Here is a 22,009-nt window from a genome sequence, read left to right as displayed (position 1 = left end):
TCGACCCTTCTCCATGTCCCGGTGCTGTCCGGCCTTCACTCGTCTGCGGTGGCCGCCCTCGCGTCTCGCCACGCCTGATGCGCCCGGCCACGCCGCAACAGTAGCGCCGAACCGAGTAGCGACGCTGTCAAGGACGTCATCAACACGGTGGCCTTCGCCAGTTCGGCATCGGTCCGGTCGGCCAACGCAAGTTCTGCCACCAAGAGGCTAACGGTGAATCCGATTCCGCCCAGTACCGACAGGGCCGAGATGTCCCGATTGCCGAGACCGGCGGGCCGCGAGGCGATTCCGAACCGCATCGCCAGCCGGCTGGTTCCGAAGATGCCGACCGTCTTCCCGACCAGCAGTCCGGCCATGATCGCCAACGACAGCCGGGAGGTGAACATCTCACCGAATACCTTGACCGACAACGGCACTCCCGAGGCGAACAGGGCGAACAGCGGTACACACAACCCCGCGGAGATCGGCTGGAAGATATGTTCGAGCCGGGCCGCGGGCGCCTCGTACTCCTGCGGATCGGGGCGCACGCGGGTCAGCAGACCGCAGATCACACCCGCCAATGTCGGATGAATCCCGGCCTCGTGCAGCGCGTACCACGACACCAGGGCCAGCGGGACGTAGACCAGCGGGGTGTGGATGCGCCGGTGTTGTGCGAATGCCCAGGCCCCGAAGCAGGCGACAGCGGCGGCCAGCCAGCCGAGGGCGAGCGAAGTGGTGAACAGGACGGCGATCAGCACGATCGCGATCAGATCGTCGACGACCGCCAGGCTGAGCAGAAATACCCGGGCGCCCGCGGGTATTCGCGATCCGGTGAGGGCCAGCACGGCCAGTGCGAAGGCGATATCGGTCGCTACGGGAATGGCCCAGCCGCGGTCCATTCCCGGCACACCCCAGCCGATGGCCACTGCGATCAGTGCCGGTGTGATCACACCGCCGGCCGCCGCCACCACCGGGAGCACCGCGCGCCGGCGATCGGCCAGCTCACCGACGACCATTTCGCGTTTGAGTTCCAGGCCCGCGACGAAGAAGAACACGGCGAGCAAGCCGTCCTTGATCCAATCGGCGAGGGTGAGATCCAGATGCAGCGCCGGGATCGCGAGCGTGGTGTCGAGCATCGCGAAATATCCGTCGCGCCACGGCGAATTGGCCCACAGCAGCGCCACCGCCGCCGCGATCAGCATCAGCGCGCCGCCGACGGTCTCGGTGCGCAGATAGCGAGCCAGTTCGGAACGGAGCGCGACGATCACGGAATACCTTTCGGGGAGCGGATGGCCACTGTGGTGGGCGCGCCCGATGGGCTCGACTACCACACGCCGACCAGACTTCCCGGCACTCCTGTACGGAATCTTAGCGGTCCACTCCTGGCCGATTACCGCTGGCTCGGGTGTGTCGAAGCGGTGGGAAAGGAGCGAGCGCACGTCCGGCGGGTCCCGGGACGTGCGCTCGACAGGGGTGCGGATCAGGCGTTGGACGCCCGGATGGCCTCGAAGACGTTGGGGTCCACCAGGGTCGAGGTGTCGCCGAGTTCGCGGCCTTCGGCGACGTCGCGCAGCAGTCGTCGCATGATCTTGCCGGAACGGGTTTTCGGCAGTTCGGGCACGATGTGGATCTCGCGTGGCCGGGCGATCGGGCTGATCTCGCGTGAGACCTCCGCTTTGAGCGCGTCGACGAGTTGCTGTCCGGATTCGGTGCTGCCGCCGGTGAGGATGACGAATGCCACGATGCCCTGCCCGGTGGTGTCGTCGCTGGCGCCCACGACCGCCGCCTCGGCCACGCTGTGGTGCCCGACCAGCGCGGATTCCACTTCGGCGGTGGAGATGCGGTGACCGGAGACGTTCATGACGTCGTCCACGCGGCCCAGGACCCAGAGCGCGCCGTCGGCGTCGATCTTGGCGCCGTCGCCGGCGAAGTACCAGCCCTGTTCGGCGAAGCGCTCCCAGTAGGTGGCCTTGTAGCGCTCGTTGTCGCCCCAGATCCCGCGCAGCATGGACGGCCACGGCTGGTCGAGGACCAGGTAGCCGACGACCGCGGAGCGGTCCGAAGATGCCGCTTCGGCTCCGTTGATTTCGACGGAGTTGCCTTCCTCGTCGACGACTTTCGCCGAGATGCCGGGCAGCGGCGCCATGGCCGCACCCGGTTTCGCGGCGGTGACGCCGGGCAGCGGGGAGATCATGATCGCGCCGGTTTCGGTCTGCCACCAGGTGTCCACGATCGGTGCGGTGCCCGCGCCGATGACCTCGCGGTACCACCGCCACGCTTCGGGGTTGATCGGTTCGCCGACCGAACCCAGCACCCGCAGCGACGACAGATCGTGCGAATCCGGAATCTCGCGGCCCCACTTCATGAAGGTGCGGATCAGGGTGGGGGCGGTGTAATAGATGGTGACACCGTACTTTTCGATGATCTGCCAGTGCCGGTGCTCATCGGGGAAGTTCGGGGTGCCCTCGTAGACGACCTGGGTCGCGCGGTTGGCGAGCGGACCGTAGACGATGTAGCTGTGCCCGGTCACCCAGCCGATATCGGCGGTGCACCAGTAGACGTCGGCGCCGGGTTTGTGGTCGAACACGTTGTGGTGGGTGTAGGCGACCTGGGTCAGATAGCCACCCGAGGTGTGCAGGATGCCCTTGGGCTTTCCAGTGGTACCGGAGGTGTAGAGGATGTAGAGCGGATGTTCGGCATCGAAGGCGCTGCAGGCGTGGTCCTTCGACGCCCGCGCGACGGTCTCGTGCCACCACAGATCGCGGCCCTCGGTCCACGCGACCTCGATGTTCGTGCGGCGCACCACCAGGACGTGCTCCACACTGTGCGGGACATCGCCGTGCGCGTAGAGCGCCTCGTCGACGGCTTCCTTCAACGGTGCCGCCTTGCCGCGCCGCCACTGTCCGTCGGTGGTGACGACCAGGCGCGCCTCGGCGTCGTCGACGCGCTGACGCAACGCGCTGGGGGAGAAGCCGGCGAACACCACCGAATGGGTCAGGCCCAGCCGGGCACAGGCCAGCATCGACACGATGGCCTCGGGCACCATCGGCATGTAGATCGCGACCCGATCCCCGGCCACCAGACCGAGTTCGGTGAAGTAGTTGGCGGCCTGGCTGACCTCGGCCTGCAGTTGGGCGTAGGTGATGGCGCGGGAATCGCCCGGTTCGCCCTCCCAGTGGATGGCGACCTGATCGCCGTAACCGTCGGCGACGTGGCGATCCACACAGTTGTAGGCGACGTTGAGCTTGCCGTCGACGAACCAGCGGGCGAAAGGCGCGTTGTCCCAATCCGATACCCGCGTCCACGGCTGATGCCAGTGCAGCCGTTGCGCCTGCTCGGCCCAGAAACCGTCACGATCGGCGGCGGCGCGATCGTAGATGGACGCGTCGGCGTTGGCCGCCGAGGCGAACTCTGCGGTCGGCGGATACACGTCTCGGTGCTCAGCGGTGGTGTCGGTCATCTCGCCTCCTGAAACTTGCGGGACGCCCGCACCCGGTCTGCCCGGCAAGGGGGCTTCGCGGGATGACTCGTCTGATCGGACTCATCGGGCCTCTTCCATCGGATACGCGTGGGCCGGGGGTGACCGCGGCCACGGTGTGACCCTAACGGACTGTGACCTGCGCCGCGTACGGGTCTCGAAGGCCGGACATCGGGCCGAGACGCTGCCGGGCACCGCCGGCGTCTCGACTAGCGTGTGGGTTGTGAGCGACGTGCTGCAGCCCCTGGTCGACCTGCCCGGTGTCCGTGATGCGGCCGACCGCGCCCGCGATGCGCTCGCCGAGGTTCATATGCACAAGGCCAACCGGCGCGGCTGGCCGACCACCGCCGCGGAGGCGGCGGTACGCGCGGCTCGTTCGTCCGCGGCCCTCGACGGCGGCGCCACCGAACTGCCCGCCGACGGTCGCGTCGCCGATCCGATCCTGGCGGGTGCCCTGCGCGTCGGGCAGGCTCTGGACGGCGACGGCCTGCGCAACCTGGTCGGGGTGTGGCAGCGGGCGCCGCTGCAGGCCCTGGCCCGATTGCATCTGCTGGCCGCCGCCGATCTGGTGACCGACGAGATCGAACTGGGCCGGCCGCGCGCGGACGCCGGTGTCGCCGACCGGCTCGATCTGCTGGCGCAGACGGTACTGACCTCGCATGCTCCGGCGCCGGTACTGGCCGCGGTGGTGCACGGTGAGTTGATGTCGTTGCGCCCCTTCGGATCCGCCGACGGTGTGGTGGCCCGGGCGGCCGCCCGTCTGGTCACGGTAGCGTCGGGCCTGGATCCGCACAGTCTGGGCGTACCCGAGGTGTTCTGGTTGCGCCGCCGTCAGGCCTACTCGGATGCTGTCGCCGGATTCGCCGCGGGTACGGCCGAAGGTGTGGGGGGCTGGGTGGTCTTCTGCTGCGGCGCCCTCGAGGACGGCGCGCGCGAAGCCCGGTCGATCGCCGACGCCGCCGCTTAGCGGACCTGCGCGAAAGGGTGTGCACATCGAAGCGGGCGGCGTAGTCGTCGCCGACCTCACCGCCCGCTAGCACGGACCACCCGGTTACCAAGCGTGCTGGTCGGGTTGTGTTCTGCGGCCTCGGCGATCATCCGCACCCCGCCGGTTCATCCCCGCAACCTGTGCGAGGCCATTGCCGAGGTGAATGCGGATTTCGCAGGCCCACAACGCTTCTGCCCTTGTCGCGGCGCGCTCCGCGTGGGTGCCTGGCGTCCGTGCTAGGAAGTGCGGATGGGAGATCGAACCTTCTCTTCCGTTTCGATCTTGGCCTTCCGCCCCTCCGTGCGTCCATTGTTACTCTGTGAGCCCCCTCACAGCAAGGGTCGTTCGGACATTCTCATAATCGGCGTGTGGCTCATCGATTCGTGGTTATATCGATGGGTTGCGCGTCGTTGACCAGCCGCGATGTGCTCGCCCCGCCGTCTTCAGCGGCGGCGGCGCAGCAGCCGGTAGCTGACCGCGCCGGCCAATACTGCGCTCAGTCCGACCACCACGGAGGCGGCCACCGTGGTGCTCGACGGTGCCGGAATTCGCGACCACAGCGACACCGGATTGGAGAATGTCAGGATCGGCCAGTCCCGGGCCACGGCCTCGCGCCGCAGATTCCGATCGGGATTCACCGCGGTGGGATGGCCGACCGCCGCCAGCATCGGCAGATCGGTCACGGAATCGGAATAGGCGTAGCACCGCGACAGGTCGTAGTGTTCGGCGGCTGCGAGTTTCTCGATCGCCTCGACCTTGCCCTGGCCGTAGCAGTAGAACTCGACTTCGCCTGTGTACTTGCCGTTTTCGACCACCATGCGGGTGGCCGCGGTGTGTGTGGCGCCCAGTGCCGCCGCGATGGGAGCGACGATCTCCTCACCGGAGGCCGAGACGATGACGACGTCGTGGCCGCGGATCTTGTGATCGGCGATCAGGTCCGAAGCCTCGGCGTAGATCAGGGGATCCACTAGTTCGTGCAGGGTTTCGGCCACGATCGCCCGTATCTGCGACACATCCCAGCCGGCGCACATCTTGGTCAGATGTTCACGCATTCGTTCCATCTGGTCGTGGTCGGCGCCGGACAACATGAACAGGAAGTGGGCATAGCTGGATTCCAGGACGGTCCGGCGATCGATCAGGCCCTGATCGAAGAACGGCCTGCTGAAAACGAACGCGCTGGATTTCGCGATCACCGTTTTGTCCAGATCGAAGAATGCGGCGATCCGGGGTGTGGACCCCGTCTCAGCAGTTCCGCGCGCGCGCCGCGCTGCTACATCGTTGCGGTGCCCCGGGTGTCCGCTGTCCCCGGCGGCCTGATTGTCCGTTGCTGATCGGTCGCCCTCGGCCATCACGAATCCAGAATAGGGAGCTTTGCCGCCGATGTGGTGTTCAGCCCGGCCGAGGGCACTTTTCACGGCCCGGCCGTCCGCCCGGAAGCGGCCGAAACTTCCTGTCGCGATGGACTTGCATTGCCGCCGGTTTCTGGGTGTAGTATTGCTGGCACCTGGACATGGTCCAGGCGTGTTCAGCCCGACCCCCCGGGGCTGAACCCCGACGGCCCCAGCCTCCTCCCCCCCCGGCTGGGGCCGTCCTCTATTTCGGACCGGTCCTGTCTCTTATCCGTCGATATTCGGTTGCCGGTTCTGCTTTGATCGGGCGTCCAGGATTTGTACACAGCCCGCGAGTTGTCCACATTCGGCATTCGGGCCCTGGTTCGAGCGGTCGATCCGGGTGACGCTGGCGGTCATGAATTCCGTTGCAGCAGTTCCATCTCCGGCGCTGGTGCTGGTCGCCGATCGCCGGTTGCGTGACGAAGTGCGTCGCATCGCCGCCGCGGCCGACCGTGGCCTGGACGAACGTTCGATGCCCGTCGGCCGGCATGTCTGGGCAGCGGCGGCACTGGTCATCGTCGACGCCGCCGCGGCCCGTACCTGCGTCGCATCCGGATACCCGCGGCGGTCCGGCGTCGTACTCGTCGGCGGCGGCGAATCGGAGCTGGAGCATTGGCAGGCCGCGGCGGCCGTCGGCGCCGAACAGGTCATCGCGCTGCCGGGGGCGACCGAGACGCTGATCGAGGCGTTCGCCGCCTATGCCGCGCGTGATCCGGGTGATGGCGTGGTGCTGGCCGTGGTCGGTGCCGGCGGCGGGGCGGGCGCCTCGGTGTTCGCCGGCGCGCTGGCACTGGCTGCTGCCGCACAGCGGTTCCGCCCACAAGTCCTGCTCATCGATGCCGACCCGCTCGGCGGAGGTATCGACCTGCTCCTCGGTATCGAATCGGTGCCCGGCCTGCGCTGGCCGGACCTCTCGGTCGAGGACGGTCGGGTTGGCGCGCAGGCGCTGCACGACGCGTTACCAGCGGCTGCGCCGGGGCTGGGGGTGCTCGCGTGCAGCAGACCGGACGGGTCGTACCCCGACGAGATCGGAACGGGTGCGGCGCGGGCGGTCGTCGAAGCCGGACGTGGCGCCGGTGATCTCGTGGTGTGCGATATCTCGGGCAGCCGCGGGCCGCATACCGATCACCTGCTCGATGTCGCCGACCTTGTCGTTTTCGTGGTCCCCGCCCGGCTGCGCGCGGTCGCGGCCGCCGGCGCCGCGGCGGCCGATATCGCGCGGCGAAATCCCAACCAGGCGTTGGTGGTTCGCGGTCCTGCGCCCGGTGGGCTGCGCGGGCGGGATATCGCCGAGGCGCTGGGTCTGCCGCTGCTTTCCGCTATGCGCGCACAGCCGGGCCTGGCCGGTGCCCTCGAGCGGGGTGGCCTGGCACTGACGCGGGGGCCGCTGCGATCGGGCGCCGACGCGGTGCTGGCGGTACTTCCGGATGGTGCCCGATGAGCGCGGTGGTGAGCGACGACCTGCTCGACCGGGTTCGCGAACGGCTCGCCGCCCAGCCCGGTGAACACGATCCGGCCCGCCTGGCGGCCGCCATCCGCGCCGAAGCCGGCCGAGTCCTCGGCGACACCGATCTGCTACGGGCGCTGCGGCTCCTGCAAACCGAGATGACCGGCGCCGGAGTGCTCGAGCCACTGCTGCACGATGCCCGGGTTTCGGATGTGCTGGTCACGGCACCGGATGCCGTGTGGGTGGATCGCGGCAACGGGCTGGAACGGACATCGATTCGCTTCTCCGACGAGGCCGCGGTGCGGCGGCTGGCGCAGCGGCTGGCCCTGGCCGCCGGCCGCCGGCTCGACGATGCGCAACCGTGGGTGGACGGGCGGCTCCCGGAATACGAGCGGGCTCCAGGAGAGAGCTTCGGGGTCAGGCTGCACGCGGTGCTCGCACCGATCGCGCAGGGAGGCACGTGTATCTCGCTGCGGGTGCTACGGCCGATCGGACACAGCCTGCGCGATCTGACCGCCTCGGGCACGCTCTCGGCCGAGGCGGAATACCTGCTGGAGAAGATCGTCGGGTCCCGGCTGGCCTTTCTCGTCGTCGGCGGGACGGGTACGGGCAAGACCACCCTGTTGTCGGCGCTGCTGGCCCGGGTCGATCCGGCCGAACGCATCGTGTGCGTGGAAGACGCGGCCGAGTTGGCGCCGCCGCACCCTCATGTGGTCCGGCTGGTCGCACGTACCGCCAACGTCGAGGGAGCGGGCGCCGTCACCGTACGGGACCTCGTTCGGCAGGCGCTGCGCATGCGTCCGGACCGGATCGTCATCGGGGAGGTACGCGGAGGTGAGGTGGTGGACCTGCTCACCGCGTTGAACACCGGACACGACGGGGGCGCCGGAACAGTCCACGCCAATTCGCCCCGGGAAGTTCCGGCCCGGCTGGAAGCCCTTGCGGCACTGGGGGGAATGAGCCGGGAGGGTCTGCACAGCCAACTCGCCGCGGCGGTCCAGATCGTGCTGGCCATGCGTCGCCGCGGTGATGGCCGGCGAATTCTGCAGGAGATCGGATTGGTCACCCGGGACGGAGATACCGCCGTGCGGATCGAGACGGCATGGTCCGCGGATTCGAGACCCGCCACGCCCGCCCGAGCCGCTCTGCTGCACCTGCTCGGTGAGGGGAGGCGGCGGTGACAGCGGCCCTGTTGTGTGGTTCGGCCGCGCTGCTCGTCCTGCCGACCTCCATCCCCCGGCACCGCTTGCGGGCGCTGTCGGGGCGGCCGGAGCGACGGCGAAAAGTACTGGGCCCGTGGACTATTCGCATGGCGGCGGTTGCCGCCGTGATCACGACGGTCGTCTTCGGGCCGGGCCCCGCGGGTGCGGCCGCACTGCTCGCCGTCACCGGTGTGGTGCGGTCGAGAAACCGTCGGCGCGAACGTCGTCACGATGCCGAATGCCGAAAACTGTTGGAGGGGTTGGACGTTGTGATCGGCGAACTGCGCACGGGCGCACATCCCAGTGCCGCGGCGTCGGTCGCGGCCGCGGAGGTCGGGGGTGCGGTTGGAGCGGCCTTCGCGGTCGGCGCCGCGCGGGCTCGGCTCGGCGGCTCGGCGGCCGATGGTCTGCGCGATCGACAATGCGCCGTCACCACCGAATTGGGTCGAGTCGCGGATGTGTGGGAGGTGGCCGAATTACATGGCCTCGCGTTGGCCGACCTGCTGGGCGCGGCGCGGGAGGATCTCGCCGGGCGCCGGCGGTTCGGTGAACGTACGACCGCGGCTCTGGCAGGTGCGCGGGCCAGTGCCGCGGTTCTGGCGGGGCTTCCGATGCTGGGGATCGCGCTGGGGCAACTGATGGGCGCGCATCCGGTCCAGGTGCTGGTGAGCAGGGGAATCGGCGCGATCGTACTGCCGCTGGGCGCCGGATTGATCGGCGCGGGCCTGCTGTGGGCCGATGCCATCACCCGGCGGGTGGCGGTATGAGCGCGATCTCCCTCGCACTGCTGTGGGCGGCCGCCGCCCTGATGCTCCTTCCCGGGCGGATCACACCGTCCGCCCGGCTCCGCGCGGCGCGCGGCATCACCTCGCCGGTGCCTCGGCCCGGGCTGCGCACATCGACCGGTGACCCACTCGCGATCGCCTCGGCGCTGGACCTGCTCGTGTCATGTCTGCGGGCGGGGCTGCCGGCGGCCGGCGCCGCTCGAGCGGTCGCTCCGACCGCACCCGAACCCCTGTGCTCGGGTCTGCGCCGCGCCGCGGATCTGCTGGCACTGGGCGCGGACCCGGTGACGGCATGGGAGCGTGCGGCGCAGGAGGCGCCCATCGCCGAGATGCAATCCCTGGCCCGGCTGGTCAGGCGATCGGCTCGCTCGGGTGCATCCCTGACGGGTGCGGTGGCCGAGCTGGCGCGGCAGTGCCGAGCCACGGTCGAGGACGCGACGGCGGCGCGCGCCGAACGCGCGGGCGTACTCATCAGCGGTCCGCTCGGATTGTGCTTCCTACCGGCCTTCGTTTGCCTGGGCATTGTGCCGGTCGTCGCCGGTCTGGCCGGTCGAGTGCTGGGTGGCGGGCCGTGGTGACCACCCGACGAGTTCGGTGCGGACCGGCCGCGCCGATCGGAAAGAAAGGGGAGACCGATGTTCGCGGCAACGCAATCGGTTGTGCGAGAACTACGTTCGAGGCTCATGCAGGCGGCGGTAGCCGACGACGGCATGAGTACCGCCGAATACGCCATCGGCACCATTGCCGCGGCGGCGTTCGGGGCGGTGCTCTATACGGTGGTCACGGGGGATTCGATCGTGAACGCGCTGACCAAGATCATCGACAAGGCCCTGAACACCACGGTGTGAGATCCGGTCGCCGGGCGGGCCGAATCCGTTCATCGAAAGACCGCCGGGGTGAGCGCGGTGCGGTGACGGTCGAGGCCGCGATCGCACTGGCGGGCTTGGTGGTGGTCGTGGTGCTCTGCCTGGGTGCCCTGCTGGCGGCGTCGATGCAGATCCGCTGTGTCGACGCCGCCCGCGAAGCGGCCCGCCTCGCTGCCCGCGGCGTCGAGTCCGATGCCCTGCAGACGGCGCGACGCGTGGCGCCGCCCGGCGCCGAGGTCGAACTGCGTGGCGAAGGCGAACAGATCGTGGCCACGGTGCGGGCCCGGGCACCGTTGCTGCCCATGCTGCGGCTACGTGCCGAGGCGGTCGCGGCCCGCGAGCCGGGGGAGCCGTGATGAGGGCGTCCGCGCACCGGTGGCGAGCCTGTGAGGGCAGTGCCACGGTGACCGCGTGCCTGGCGCTGACGGCATTGCTGTTGGTGACGATTCTGATCGCGCAGTTCGCCGGTGTGGTCTGCGCTCGCCATCAGGCGCAGAGCGCGGCCGATCTGGCGGCTTTGGCCGCGGCCCGTGCGCTGGATTCCGGATCGGAAGCCGCATGCGGTCGGGCGGATTCGATGGTGCGGCGAATGCGGATGCGCGTCCGGACATGTTCGATCCAGGATTGGGATGTGACGCTCACTGTCGAGACCGCGGTATCGCCGACGCTTTTGGGCAGACGATCAGTTGTGGCGATCGCGCGAGCCGGTCCGGGGAGCGCGGTTGAACGATCGTGAATACCGGACGGTTGGTGTGAGAAAAGAATGGGTGACGGTAGCCACAGTCGGTCTTCCGGAGTGCGGCGGATTTCCATTCATGGTGCGTCGAATTGCCGCGTGCGCAATTGTCCGAACAATCGTCGCCCGTGGGTTCCGATAAATGCATACATGTGAATGCCCACATGGCCATTATTCGCTAGGGCAATGGCGTGGTTAACATGAGCGAATTCCTCTTTATTCCGGTCCGGCGGTCGGCTCGGCGTCCGGCGGGGTGCCCAGGGGTCTCGGCGGCGTCTCCTGAGGGTGTCCACCGCGTCACGGATCGGATGCGGCCAGGTCGTGCGGTCGTTTACGGGTCAACGCTGCCCATCCGGTGGAAGTTCCGCGAGGACGGCGTTCAGCAGTGCCGCAGCGCCGTCCTTGTCCAAGGGGGAATTCCCGTTTCCGCATTTCGGGGACTGCACACAGGAAGGGCACCCGTGGGGGCACGCACACGAGGTGATGGCCGCGTGGGTGGCGGCCAGCCAGGTCCGCAACCTGGTGAATCCGCGCTCGGCGAAACCCGCGCCGCCGTGGTGACCGTCGTAGACGAAAACGGTGGGCAGTCCGGTATCCGGGTGTTCGGCGATGGAAACGCCACCGATATCCCAGCGGTCGCACGTCGCGACCAGCGGCAGCATGCCGATGGCGGCGTGTTCGGCCGCATGCAGGGCGCCGGGTACCCGCCGGGACTCGATACCCGCGTCGCTCAGCAGCCGCGGGGTGACGGTGTACAGCACTGCCTGGGTCGGCAGGGTCTGTTCCGGCATATCGAGTTCGATGAGATCGAGAACCTCCCCGCTGGGCAGGGTTCGCAGATAGCCCACCACCTGGCGGGTCACCCGCACTTCGGCCAGTGTCGCGGTGACCTCGCCGTATTCGTCTTCGCGGATCCGGTTGTCGATCGTGACGGAGGTGACCATCCGGGCGCTGGTGGTCCATCCCGGCTGATCGGGATGGACGAAGGCCACCCCGCCCTCGAGATCCAGTTCGTCCACCACGTAGGTCTCACCCTGATGGAGATGAACGGCGCCGGCGTGCAGCGTCGAGGGAGCCCGCCCGGTATCCGCGGTGCCGAGGAATCTGCCGCTGGTCGCGTCGACGATCGCGAGCTGGGATCCGATTCCGGCCCGCACATCCACGTCGTCGTGGGGATAGGCGCTCGAGGTCGGATACCAGCGAGCCGGGCCGCGCCCGTTCTCGCGGCGCTTGATCAGGCCGTCCGCGGCGAGTTCCGCTGCCACCTCCCACACTCCGAGGGTCTGGATCTCGGCATCGGTCATGGGGTGTTCGCAGACCGCGCACAACAGATGCGGTCCGGCCACATAGGGATTGTGCGGATCGGTGATGGTCGCCTCGACCGGCTGGTCCAGCAGCGCGTGCGGGTGGTGGACCAGATAGGTGTCGAGCGGGTCGTCGCGTGCGATCAGCAGCACCAACGACCCCTGGGTGCGGCGTCCGGCCCGGCCCGCCTGCTGCCAGAACGAGGCGACGGTTCCCGGGAAACCGGCGATCACCACGGCATCCAGGCCCGCGATGTCGACGCCCAGCTCGAGTGCGGTGGTGGTGGCCGCGCCCAGCAGCGAACCGTCCGACAGTCCGTTCTCCAACTCCCGCCGGTCCTCGGCGAGATATCCGGCGCGGTAGGCGGCGACGCGCCCGCCCAGGCCCGGATCGACCTCGGCCACCATGCGCTGCACGTCGATGGCGACCACTTCCGCCGCCCGGCGCGACCGGACGAAAGTCAGGGTGCGCGCGCCCTCGACGACCAGATCGGTCATGATCCGGGCCGCCTCCGTCGTCGCCGCCCGCCGTACCGGGGCGCCGTTCTCGCCGCTGACGTCGTTCAGTAGCGGCGGCTCCCAGAGCGCGACCGTCCGCGCGCCCTGCGGGGAACCGTCCTCGATCACGGCCGTCACCGGCGCGCCGATCAGGCGTTCGGCGGCGGCGGCCGGGTCGGCACTGGTGGCCGAGCACAGTACGAAGGTCGGATCGGCGCCGTAATGTGCGGCCAATCGCCGCAGCCGGCGCAGCACCATCGCCACCTGGGAGCCGAAAACGCCCCGATAGGCATGGCATTCGTCGACCACCACGTAGCGCAGTCGCCGGAATACCCGTGCCCAGCGCGGATGGGCCCGGAGCATGCCCACGTGCAGCATGTCGGGATTGGTGAAGATCCAGCGCGCATTCGCCCGCACCCACTGCCTGATCTCGGAAGGGGTGTCGCCGTCGTAGGTGGCCGGATGGATATCGCGCAGCCCGCCGCGCTGCGTCAACTGCGCGGCAGCCCGGAATTGATCGGCGCCCAGTGCTTTGGTGGGCGATATATACAGCGCGGTTGCCCGTGGATCTCGCTGGAGTTCGGTCAGTACCGGCAGTTGATAACCCAGCGACTTTCCCGAGGCGGTACCCGTGCACACCACGACATGGGAACCGCCGGCCGCCAACTCCGCGGTTCGAATCTGATGTGACCACGGCGCTTCCACACCGGATTCACGCAGTGCCTCGACCACCTCCGGTGCCGCCCAGGAAGGCCAGATTGTGGTTTGCGCCGCACGTGCCGGGAGTTCGGTCACATGGGTGATACGACTTTCCGCATCCGACACTCCGAAAAGGACACGATTCAGCAACGATCTCCCATAGCTGATCGTTTCCTCGGGTGCCTGGTCTGTTGCCGCGCCTTTGGCATTCATCGGACCGAGACCCGGAGGCTCGAAGAAACTGTGAACCCTGTGTGCCGTCCGGGTCCTAGCTGCCATTTCACTGCCGAGTAGCGATCTGCGTCACAGCCACTTTGCCTGACGCTCACTCGGTTATCGCCAAGCAAACCTACTCCAAGTTTGGATTTGGGCATTGTGCCCCTCACCTGCACATTCGCAAGATCATCTTTTTTGCAAATTGTCGGTAACTCAGCTGTCGAATTGCGCGCAGACATGGTTCACTAGTTCCTGGTCGCAAGCTTCTGTGTTCGAGGGAACGGATCAAAGGTCCAAACCATCAGCAGGATCGATGTTGCGAACGGTGTGCTTGATGCTTCCTGCAGGGGGAACAGAGTACAGCGGTCGGAACGGACCCGGTGGATCAACCTAACTAGTCCGCCGTTCCGGTATGGAAAGAGAAGGAACAGAATGGCACAGGGAACTGTGAAGTGGTTCAACGCGGAGAAGGGGTTCGGCTTCATCGCGCCCGAGGACGGCTCCGCTGACGTCTTCGTCCACTACTCCGAGATTCAGGGGTCGGGCTTCCGCACCCTCGAGGAGAACCAGAAGGTCGAATTCGAGGTCGGCCAGGGCACCAAGGGCCCGCAGGCCACCGGAGTTCGTGCGCTCAGCTGAGCGAGTAACCCAACAGGTCTGAACTCTCGTCCCTCACCGCGTTCGCGCGGTGAGGGACGAGTCATATTCGGGGGAAGTAGACTCGATCGAAAACCGGGGCGTTTCGCACTGGCCGTATAGTCAGAAGAAGGTGTTTTTCTGCAGTTCGCAGCCCATATCGACGCGGACGGTACGCACGGGGGAGTGCCAGGCAGAACAGCTGGGACATCTGGGTCGCAAGCCCGCGGTACGGGCTCCGCGACAGCGAAACACGGTATAAACGTCTCTGGCGGGAGACATTTGTCTCTCCCTCTCTGCCCCAGCCGCGCGTCGCGCGCCTGCGCCGCGTGGGTCGACAGGAAAGGTGTGTTCGCCGGTGGCAACACGAGACCGCGGTGCATCACCGACTCCCGATGCGGACTCCGACGGGCCCGATACGTCGGCCGCAGCCGGGCGGGGGCGTCTCGTGCGCCGTCTCGTCATCGTCGAGTCGCCGACCAAGGCGCGCAAGATCGCGCCTTACCTGGGCCGGGGCTATACGGTCGAGGCGTCCGTCGGGCATATTCGTGACCTACCGCGTGGCGCGGCCGATGTGCCGGCCAAATACAAAGGACAGTCCTGGGCCCGGCTCGGCGTCGATGTCGATCACGATTTCGAGCCGATCTATGTCGTGAGCCCGGATAAGAAGGCCAAGGTCTCCGAGCTGAAGACCTTGCTGCGCGACGCCGACGAGCTGTATCTGGCCACCGACCCCGACCGCGAGGGCGAGGCCATCGCGTGGCATCTGCTGGAAACGCTCAAGCCGAAGATTCCGGTGCGGCGAATGGTGTTCCACGAGATCACCGAACCGGCCATCCGCGCCGCGGCCGCCGACACCCGCGAACTGGACAACGACCTCGTCGACGCCCAGGAAACCCGGCGCATCCTCGACCGCCTCTACGGCTACGAGGTCAGTCCGGTGCTGTGGAAGAAGGTCATGCCGCGCCTGTCCGCGGGGCGTGTCCAGTCGGTGGCCACCCGCATCGTCGTACAGCGCGAACGGGAGCGGATCGCGTTCCGGTCCGCGGAGTACTGGGATATCGCGGCGAAATTCGATGCCGGCGGCGGTGACACGGATCAGGCCAATCCCCGGGTCTTCGGTGCCCGGTTGGTCACGGTCGACGGCGCGCGCGTCGCGGGCGGCCGGGATTTCGGATCCGACGGGCAGCTCAAGACCCGCTCCGGGGTCACCGTTCTCGACGAGGCCGCCGCGCGCCGACTGGCCGCGGCCCTCGAGAACGCGGACTTCCAGGTCTCCTCGGTCGAGTCCAAGCCCTATACCCGCCGGCCGTACGCGCCGTTCATGACCTCGACCTTGCAGCAGGAGGCGGCGCGCAAGCTCCGGTTCGGCTCCGAGCGCACGATGCGGGTCGCGCAGCGGTTGTACGAGAACGGCTACATCACCTACATGCGTACCGACTCCACGACCTTGTCGGAGTCGGCGATCACCGCCGCGCGGGCCCAGGCCACCCAGCTGTACGGCCCGGAGTTCGTGCACCCGACCCCGCGCCAGTACAACCGCAAGGTCAAGAACGCCCAGGAAGCACATGAGGCGATCCGTCCCGCGGGCGATACCTTCGCCACTCCGGGCCAGCTGCACGCCCGGTTGGATCAGGACGAATTCCGGCTCTACGAGCTGATCTGGCAGCGTACGGTCGCCTCGCAGATGGCCGATGCGCGCGGCACCACGCTCACGGTGCGGATCACCGGCCGGGCCGGTACCGGCGAGGAGTGCGTGTTCTCGGCCTCCGGCCGCACGATCACTTTCGCGGGCTTCCTCAAGGCCTATGTGGAAAGTGTCGACGAGGATTCCGGCGGTCAATCCGATGACGCCGAGTCCCGGCTTCCGGCGCTGAGCGAGGGCCAGGACGTCAATGCCACCGAACTGACGCCCGACGGGCACACCACCAATCCGCCGCCGCGCTACAACGAGGCCTCGCTGATCAAGGCGCTCGAAGAACTCGGTATCGGTCGCCCGTCGACCTACGCCTCCATCATCAAGACGATTCTCGACCGCGGTTACGTCTACAAGCGCGGTAACGCGCTGGTGCCGTCGTGGGTCGCGTTCGCGGTGGTCGGTCTGCTGGAGGAGTACTTCGGCCGGCTCGTCGACTTCGACTTCACCGCGGCCATGGAGGACGATCTCGACGCGATCGCCGGTGGCCGCGAACAGCGCGGGAACTGGTTGTCGAGCTTCTACTTCGGCGGGGACCACGGCGCCGAGGGGTCGGTGGCGCGATCGGGTGGGCTCAAGGCGATGGTCGGCGAGCGTCTCGACGATATCGACGCCCGCGAGGTCAACTCGATCAAGATGTTCACCGATGATCAGGACCGCGACATCGTGGTTCGGGTCGGGCGCTTCGGACCGTATCTCGAGCGAATGGTCCAGAACCCGGATGATCCGGACGGCGACCCGGTCTCCCAGCGGGCCAACCTGCCCGATGATCTGCCGCCGGACGAGCTGACGCCCGAGATAGCGGAGAAGCTGTTCGCGACCCCGCAGGAGGGACGTCCACTCGGCGTGGATCCCGAGACCGGACATCGGATCGTGGCGAAGGAGGGCCGTTTCGGCCCGTACGTCACAGAGATCCTGCCCGAGCCGGAGGCCGATCTCGACGCGAAGAAGGGCGCAAAGAAGGCGGCCGGACCCAAGCCGCGGACCGGATCGCTGCTCAAGTCGATGGATCTGTCGACCATCACGCTCGAGGACGCGCTGAAACTGCTGTCGTTGCCGCGGGTCGTCGGTAAGGATCCCGAATCCGGTGACGAGATCACCGCGCAGAACGGACGTTACGGCCCGTATCTGAAGAAGGGCACCGATTCGCGCTCGCTGGCCACCGAGGACCAGATCTTCACCGTGACGCTGGACGAGGCGTTGAAGATCTACGCCGAACCCAAGCGCCGGGGCCGGCAGGCCGCCAGCGCGGCGCCGTTGCGGGAGTTGGGTAAGGACTCGGCGACGGATAAGCCGATGGTGATCAAGGACGGGCGTTTCGGTCCCTACGTCACCGACGGCGAAACCAATGCCAGCCTGCGCAAGGGCGATGAGGTGGAGTCGATCACCGACGAGCGGGCCTCGGAACTGCTCGCCGATCGCCGCGCGCGTGGACCGGTGAAGAAGGCCGCGAAGAAGGCGCCCGCGAAGAAGGCTGCCGCGAAGTCGACGGCCAAGAAGACGGCGGCCAAGAAGACGGCGGCCAAGAAGACGGCGGCCAAATCCACGGCGAAGAAGACAGCCGCGAAGAAGACCGCGGCCAAGAAGGCGCCGGCCGCGAAGGCCGCGGAGAAGGCGCAGGCCGACTCGTAGCGGGGCGGTACTCGGAGGGGTCTGTCGGTGCGGCCGATTAGGGTGTAGCACGTGGCAGGTGTCTTCGATCGGCTCGTAGGCCAGGACTCTGTCGAGTCCGAGTTGACCGCCGCCGCCGTGGCGGCACGCGCCGGGGCGACCTCCTCGGCGATGACGCATTCGTGGCTGTTCACAGGTCCGCCCGGATCCGGCAGATCCGTTGCGGCCCTGTGCTTCGCGGCCGCGCTGCAGTGTATGGACCCGGGATCGCCGGGCTGCGGGCACTGCCACGCCTGCACCACCACCATGGCCGGAACCCACGGTGATGTCCGGCGGGTGGTTCCCGAGGGGCTCAGCATCGGCACCAAGGAGATGCGCGAGATCGTGCAGGTGGCGGCCCGCCGCCCGAGTACCGGGCGCTGGCAGGTGGTGCTGATCGAGGATGCCGACCGGTTGACCGAGGCCGCGGGCAACGTATTGCTCAAGGTCGTCGAGGAGCCGCCCGAGCGGACGGTCTTTCTACTGTGCGCGCCGTCGGTGGATCCGGAGGACATCTCGGTCACGCTGCGTTCCCGGTGTCGGCACGTACATCTGGTGACGCCGTCGGTGGAGGCCATCGCCCAGGTGCTGCGTGAACGCGACGGGCTGCCTCCGCAGCAGGCGGAGTGGGCGGCGTCGGTGAGCGGCGGACATGTCGGGCGTGCGCGACGGCTGGCCACCGACGAACACGCACGCACCCGCCGCACTCGGGCACTGTCGCTGGTGTCCGCCGTGGCCCGCCCGGCCGCTGCCTATGCCGCGGGGGACGAACTGGTCAAGTCGGCCGAGGAAGAGGCCAAGCAGGTCAGCACCGAACGTGATGAGCGTGAGCGCGACGAACTCGCGACGGCACTGGGCGCGGGCGGCACCGGCAAGGGCGCCGCCTCGGCCACCCGTGGTTCCGCCGGCGTGCTGAAGGAGCTCGAACGCCGCCAGAAGTCACGCGCCACCCGCACCAGTCGCGATGCGTTGGATCGGGCACTGATCGATGTGGCTGGTCTGTATCGCGACGCGCTGGCCCTGCGCTTCGGCAACTCCGCGCATCCCGCCGCCACGGTCACCTTCACCCATCCCGATCTGTCCGGTGAGATCCGCGACCTGGCCGACGAGATGCGCCCCGAGGGTCTGCTGCGTTCCATCGAGGCTGTGCTGTCCTGTCGTGAAGCCCTGGACCTCAACGTGAAACCCCGCTTCGCGATAGCCGCCATGGTCGCGGGTCTCATCGCGGCTCGATCCGCCTGACGGGACGTCGCCCCCGCGTCACCTCGAGTCCGGTTTCGTCGATATCGTTGCCGCCCTTGTGTTTTCGTGCGCATTTCCGTGTCTCGATGTCGGCGCGCCGGCCGCCCGAGACGTCCGCTGACAGCGGTGTGGCCCACGGCCAACGATGTCCCGCAAAAGTGCTCAGAAGTTGATCACTTCAACGAGCAGCATGGTGGTCGACGAAAGGAACGGACCGTGTCACGAGGACTCACTGCCATCCACTGTTTTCCCGATGCCACCGCCTGGGCCGATTGGCTGGACGATCACCACCTGGACGAGGGTGCGGCCTGGCTGATGATTGCCCGCAAGGGATCGGCCGCGCCCCTGATCACCATCGACCGGGCGGCCGAAGTGGCCCTGTCCTACGGCTGGATCGACGGTCACCGACGTGCCCACGATGAGCGCTCGTTTCTGCAGCGCTACTCCCGGCGGCGGCCCGGCAGCACATGGTCCCAGGTCAATGTCGCGCGCGCCGAGGCCCTGATCGCCGCCGGCCGGATGCGTCCGCCCGGCGTCGCCGAAGTAGAGGCCGCCCGCGCGGACGGCCGCTGGGACGCCGCCTACGCCCCGCAGCGCACGGCGCCCGTTCCCGCCCAGCTGACCGAGGCTCTGGCTGCCGTCCCGGCCGCGGCGGATCGATTCGACGCCCTGGATCGGACCGCTCGCTACCTGCTGGTCCTGCCCCTGCTCAAGGCTCGGACACCCACCACCAGAGCCCGCAGACTGGCCGAGATCATGGCCGCGTTGACCTGACACCGCCCTGCGATGACCTGCCGTTTTCGTGTTCGGCCGCCCGAGACGATAGACTCGCACCGCCGAAAGGCATGCCGCCTTAGCTCAGTCGGTAGAGCGCTTCACTCGTAATGAAAAGGTCGGGGGTTCGATTCCCCCAGGCGGCTCCAGGTCGGAGGGTTGTTTCGGCCCTCTGGCATTCGCCGGAACCCGCCCGGTGTGCCGAGAATGTGCCAAGGGGCGGGAGATTCCCCCGCCGGTCACCGAAACAGAGCAGCGCCGGCCGCCCGCGAATGGTCCGCGTCATCGCCGCCCGGAGGCCGAATGCGGCTGGTCGGCAAGTGATTTCGACTTCGGCACTGCCTACCTCGAAGGCGTCGGCTTCCACCGCGCGACCTTCACCGGCACCTGCGCATTTCGGGATGCGAACGTCGGCGTGCAGCCCGTCTCGTTCGTCGACTCCACACGATGGGGCCACCGGAAGCAGTCTTCGACCGGCTTGCTGATATCGCTCTGAAACCGTCGATGCCGAACCTCGGGATTGGCTGCCGGTCGTGGCGATGTCGTCGCCCAAGCTGTCGCTCGTGGCGGGAAGTGGGGGTGTTCTCGCGGTGTCGGGTGGCGCGGGTCCAGCTTCGCGCCGGACTGCCGGTTCACCGGTTTTTCCCGGCAGTTCGGCCACACATTCACCCTCGAGGACTACAAGCCATTCCTGCTCGAATACTTCGAGGCGCTCCCCGATGTCGTTTTCACGATCGAGGACATGATCGCCGGGGACGACAAGGTCTGGTTCCGGCTCAACATCACAGGCACACACCGCGGTACGCCGCGCGGCGTGCCGGCTACGGGAAACCGAGTCGACTACACCCAAATCGGAATGTCCCGAGTTCGAAACGGCAAGATCGTGGAGACCGACGCCTACTTCGACAATCTGACCTTGCTCGAGCAGCTCGGCGTCACCGCCATCTGACAGCCCAGCGGCATACCGGAATCGGCCACGGACCACCAACCTGCGTTTCGCCTCGCCGGCGCCAGTTGACGGCGCGAAGACATCGCCACTTTCCGCCGCGAGTCACACCCAATCCGCCGTGCAGCGCTGTCGGAAATCGGTCGGTTGTCGAACGGCCCGAAGGGGTAGCAGCACGTGACGAGTTCCGGTGGCCGGGGCGCGGGTTCGTGGGCCGGACATGCCGGGGTGAGCGGACCTTTCGGCCGGTGCAGGCGGTGCGCCTACTGTGGTCGCGTCGGGGTTGTCTGCCCGGCGCCGCCGCGTGAGCGCGACTGGCCTGTCGATCAGCTTGTCCAGCGAGTTTCTTGCGCTGTCGCGGGGAGAAACAGGCCTCGTGGCGGCACGACCGGATCGGTACGACAACCCAGGAGGTCGAAAATGCGTGTTTCTCGTTCTGCCCGGGCCCTTGTGCCCCTAGCCCTCCTCGCGGCCGCGGTGACAGTGTGGGCACCGACAGCCTCAGCCGACCAGCCCGGTCCGCTGCCGGTCTACACCTGCGACATCGGGGAGCAAGGGTTCGGTGTGACGGGACACGACGGAACCAAGGCCATCACCGGGCAGAACTGCCAGGCCGGTCCGGGCGCGCCCACCAGCGGGAAGATCGAGGAAGCAGTTCTCATCCAGCCCACGGATGACGACCTTGCCTACATCTGCAACGGCACGGTGTTCATCCACACGAACATCATCACCGGCCAGTTGGAAGTGACGACCGATCGTTGCCGCATCCCCGGGCAGTGACGAATGCGGGTATGCGAAGGCTCTTGTGCTCGATCGGTATCGGCTGTTCGGTGGCGCCCAGCACGGCTGGACAACAGTTGGTTGTCAGACGCCGTTCCCGGTCGCATGCAGCCACCACGCCGGCACTCGGACCGGTTCCAGGTCGGGCAGGAACACCGCGCGCCCGGCGGAATCGCACAGCGACCCCACCAATCGGTATCGCCGGTCCGGCACCAGCCCGGCTGCGGTGACCTGGTCGCCGGTCAGATCGATCGCGACGTACCCGGGTTGGATCATCATCCGCAGGCCGTCGACTGCCGCGGGTCCGGCGGCGTCGTCGATACCGGTGACCGTGAGGCGGTACCGGACGCAGGCGAGGAAATCGATCATCCACGTCGATGTGCCCAGCCGGTCGCGGTCGGGATAACGTCCGGCCGGTAGTCGAGCTGGGACGAGCACCGCATAGGTGTGCCCGATCTGCACATCTCGGGGATGCATCCGGGTCAGCCCCGCGCCGAGGGGGCCCCTGCGGCTGGATTCATCGTGTCTCGGTGCGGTGTGACGGCTCGCGCGTGCGGCGCGCCTCGGGTTCGGCCACGGCAAGGAATACCGGTCGCAGATCGGTGCGTGCCGCGGTGGCCGGGGCGCTGTCCGTGATCACATCCTGGTGACTGAACAGTTGAGGTCGGCCGAGTTGTTCGTCGTTCATGGCTGTTT

The 22,009-nt window shown here is 67.9% G+C and carries 20 protein-coding genes and 1 tRNA gene; 15 read left to right on the top strand and 6 right to left on the bottom strand.

Going from position 1 to position 22,009, the window contains the following annotated elements; translation table 11 throughout:
• Positions 1-35 precede the first annotated feature (35 nt).
• Together nhaA and acs are read right to left on the bottom strand one after the other, a co-directional pair.
• Positions 36-1,247 (bottom strand): Na+/H+ antiporter NhaA, encoded by a 1,212-nt coding sequence (gene nhaA, locus LKD76_RS30290; RefSeq protein ID WP_227984798.1) that lies wholly within the window; start codon positions 1,245-1,247, stop codon positions 36-38.
• 212 nt (positions 1,248-1,459) lie between these two features.
• A complete protein-coding gene (gene acs, locus LKD76_RS30285; protein ID WP_227984796.1) occupies positions 1,460-3,439 on the bottom strand; it encodes an acetate--CoA ligase in 1,980 nt (659 codons plus the stop codon).
• A gap of 241 nt (positions 3,440-3,680) precedes the next feature.
• On the opposite strand from acs, the gene LKD76_RS30280 reads away from it, so the two are divergent.
• Positions 3,681-4,424, top strand: coding sequence for a Fic family protein (locus LKD76_RS30280; protein ID WP_227984794.1), 744 nt, complete (start codon positions 3,681-3,683; stop codon positions 4,422-4,424).
• 464 nt (positions 4,425-4,888) lie between these two features.
• Here LKD76_RS30280 and LKD76_RS30275 read toward each other — a convergent pair whose 3' ends face one another.
• Positions 4,889-5,794 carry an HAD family hydrolase gene (locus tag LKD76_RS30275; RefSeq protein ID WP_227985480.1) on the bottom strand — a complete coding sequence of 302 codons (906 nt, stop codon included), beginning with the start codon at positions 5,792-5,794 and terminating at the stop codon, positions 4,889-4,891.
• 397 nt (positions 5,795-6,191) lie between these two features.
• Here LKD76_RS30275 and ssd point away from each other — a divergent pair, with 397 nt between their 5' ends.
• From ssd to LKD76_RS30240, 7 genes are all read left to right on the top strand, one after another.
• Positions 6,192-7,277 carry a septum site-determining protein Ssd gene (ssd, locus tag LKD76_RS30270; protein WP_227984792.1) on the top strand — a complete coding sequence of 362 codons (1,086 nt, stop codon included), beginning with the start codon at positions 6,192-6,194 and terminating at the stop codon, positions 7,275-7,277.
• Positions 7,274-8,464 (top strand): TadA family conjugal transfer-associated ATPase, encoded by a 1,191-nt coding sequence (locus LKD76_RS30265; protein WP_227984791.1) that lies wholly within the window; start codon positions 7,274-7,276, stop codon positions 8,462-8,464. The genes ssd and LKD76_RS30265 overlap by 4 nt, the downstream gene beginning before the upstream one ends.
• Positions 8,461-9,252: a hypothetical protein gene (locus LKD76_RS30260; protein ID WP_227984789.1), complete on the top strand. Its 792-nt coding sequence runs from the start codon at positions 8,461-8,463 to the stop codon at positions 9,250-9,252. Before LKD76_RS30265 ends, LKD76_RS30260 begins: the two co-directional genes overlap by 4 nt.
• Positions 9,249-9,848 carry a type II secretion system F family protein gene (locus LKD76_RS30255; protein WP_227984788.1) on the top strand — a complete coding sequence of 200 codons (600 nt, stop codon included), beginning with the start codon at positions 9,249-9,251 and terminating at the stop codon, positions 9,846-9,848. Before LKD76_RS30260 ends, LKD76_RS30255 begins: the two co-directional genes overlap by 4 nt.
• A 105-nt stretch (positions 9,849-9,953) precedes the next feature.
• Positions 9,954-10,118 carry a DUF4244 domain-containing protein gene (locus LKD76_RS30250; RefSeq protein ID WP_255660578.1) on the top strand — a complete coding sequence of 55 codons (165 nt, stop codon included), beginning with the start codon at positions 9,954-9,956 and terminating at the stop codon, positions 10,116-10,118.
• A 62-nt stretch (positions 10,119-10,180) separates the two neighbouring features.
• Entirely contained in the window at positions 10,181-10,492 is a 312-nt protein-coding gene (locus tag LKD76_RS30245) for a TadE family type IV pilus minor pilin (RefSeq protein ID WP_227984784.1), read from the top strand.
• A complete protein-coding gene (locus LKD76_RS30240) occupies positions 10,492-10,872 on the top strand; it encodes an Rv3654c family TadE-like protein (RefSeq protein WP_227984783.1) in 381 nt (126 codons plus the stop codon). Before LKD76_RS30245 ends, LKD76_RS30240 begins: the two co-directional genes overlap by 1 nt.
• 338 nt (positions 10,873-11,210) lie before the next feature.
• On the opposite strand, the gene sftH is transcribed toward LKD76_RS30240, so the two are convergent.
• On the bottom strand, positions 11,211-13,586 hold the full coding sequence (sftH, locus tag LKD76_RS30235) for a DEAD/DEAH box helicase (RefSeq protein ID WP_227984781.1): 2,376 nt from the start codon (positions 13,584-13,586) through the stop codon (positions 11,211-11,213).
• Positions 13,587-14,021: 435 nt separating this feature from the next.
• Here sftH and LKD76_RS30230 point away from each other — a divergent pair, with 435 nt between their 5' ends.
• From LKD76_RS30230 to LKD76_RS30200, 7 genes are all read left to right on the top strand, one after another.
• Entirely contained in the window at positions 14,022-14,228 is a 207-nt protein-coding gene (locus tag LKD76_RS30230; RefSeq protein WP_011206895.1) for a cold-shock protein, read from the top strand.
• Positions 14,229-14,673: 445 nt separating this feature from the next.
• Positions 14,674-17,553: a type I DNA topoisomerase gene (topA, locus tag LKD76_RS30225; protein ID WP_227985479.1), complete on the top strand. Its 2,880-nt coding sequence runs from the start codon at positions 14,674-14,676 to the stop codon at positions 17,551-17,553.
• A gap of 51 nt (positions 17,554-17,604) precedes the next feature.
• The gene (locus tag LKD76_RS30220) at positions 17,605-18,813 is read left to right on the top strand and encodes a DNA polymerase III subunit delta' (protein WP_227984779.1); all 1,209 of its coding nucleotides are present in this window, start codon (positions 17,605-17,607) and stop codon (positions 18,811-18,813) included.
• A gap of 216 nt (positions 18,814-19,029) precedes the next feature.
• Positions 19,030-19,587: a YdeI/OmpD-associated family protein gene (locus LKD76_RS30215; protein WP_227984778.1), complete on the top strand. Its 558-nt coding sequence runs from the start codon at positions 19,030-19,032 to the stop codon at positions 19,585-19,587.
• A 73-nt stretch (positions 19,588-19,660) separates the two neighbouring features.
• Positions 19,661-19,736, top strand: a tRNA-Thr gene (locus LKD76_RS30210).
• 371 nt (positions 19,737-20,107) lie between these two features.
• Positions 20,108-20,536, top strand: coding sequence for an ester cyclase (locus LKD76_RS30205; RefSeq protein WP_227984776.1), 429 nt, complete (start codon positions 20,108-20,110; stop codon positions 20,534-20,536).
• A 417-nt stretch (positions 20,537-20,953) separates the two neighbouring features.
• Positions 20,954-21,313, top strand: a complete 360-nt coding sequence (locus LKD76_RS30200; protein WP_227984775.1) for a hypothetical protein — start codon at positions 20,954-20,956, stop codon at positions 21,311-21,313.
• 84 nt (positions 21,314-21,397) lie between these two features.
• On the opposite strand, the gene LKD76_RS30195 is transcribed toward LKD76_RS30200, so the two are convergent.
• Positions 21,398-21,790: a hypothetical protein gene (locus LKD76_RS30195; protein ID WP_227984773.1), complete on the bottom strand. Its 393-nt coding sequence runs from the start codon at positions 21,788-21,790 to the stop codon at positions 21,398-21,400.
• Positions 21,791-21,830: 40 nt separating this feature from the next.
• Complete coding sequence (locus tag LKD76_RS30190) at positions 21,831-22,001, bottom strand: hypothetical protein (RefSeq protein ID WP_227984772.1); 171 nt, start codon at positions 21,999-22,001, stop codon at positions 21,831-21,833.
• Between the last annotated feature and the right edge of the window lie 8 nt (positions 22,002-22,009).

This window comes from Nocardia spumae (assembly GCF_020733635.1).
Lineage (GTDB): Bacteria > Actinomycetota > Actinomycetes > Mycobacteriales > Mycobacteriaceae > Nocardia > Nocardia spumae.
Note: the sequence above shows the minus strand (reverse complement) of the source record. Positions and strands in the feature narration are given on the sequence as shown.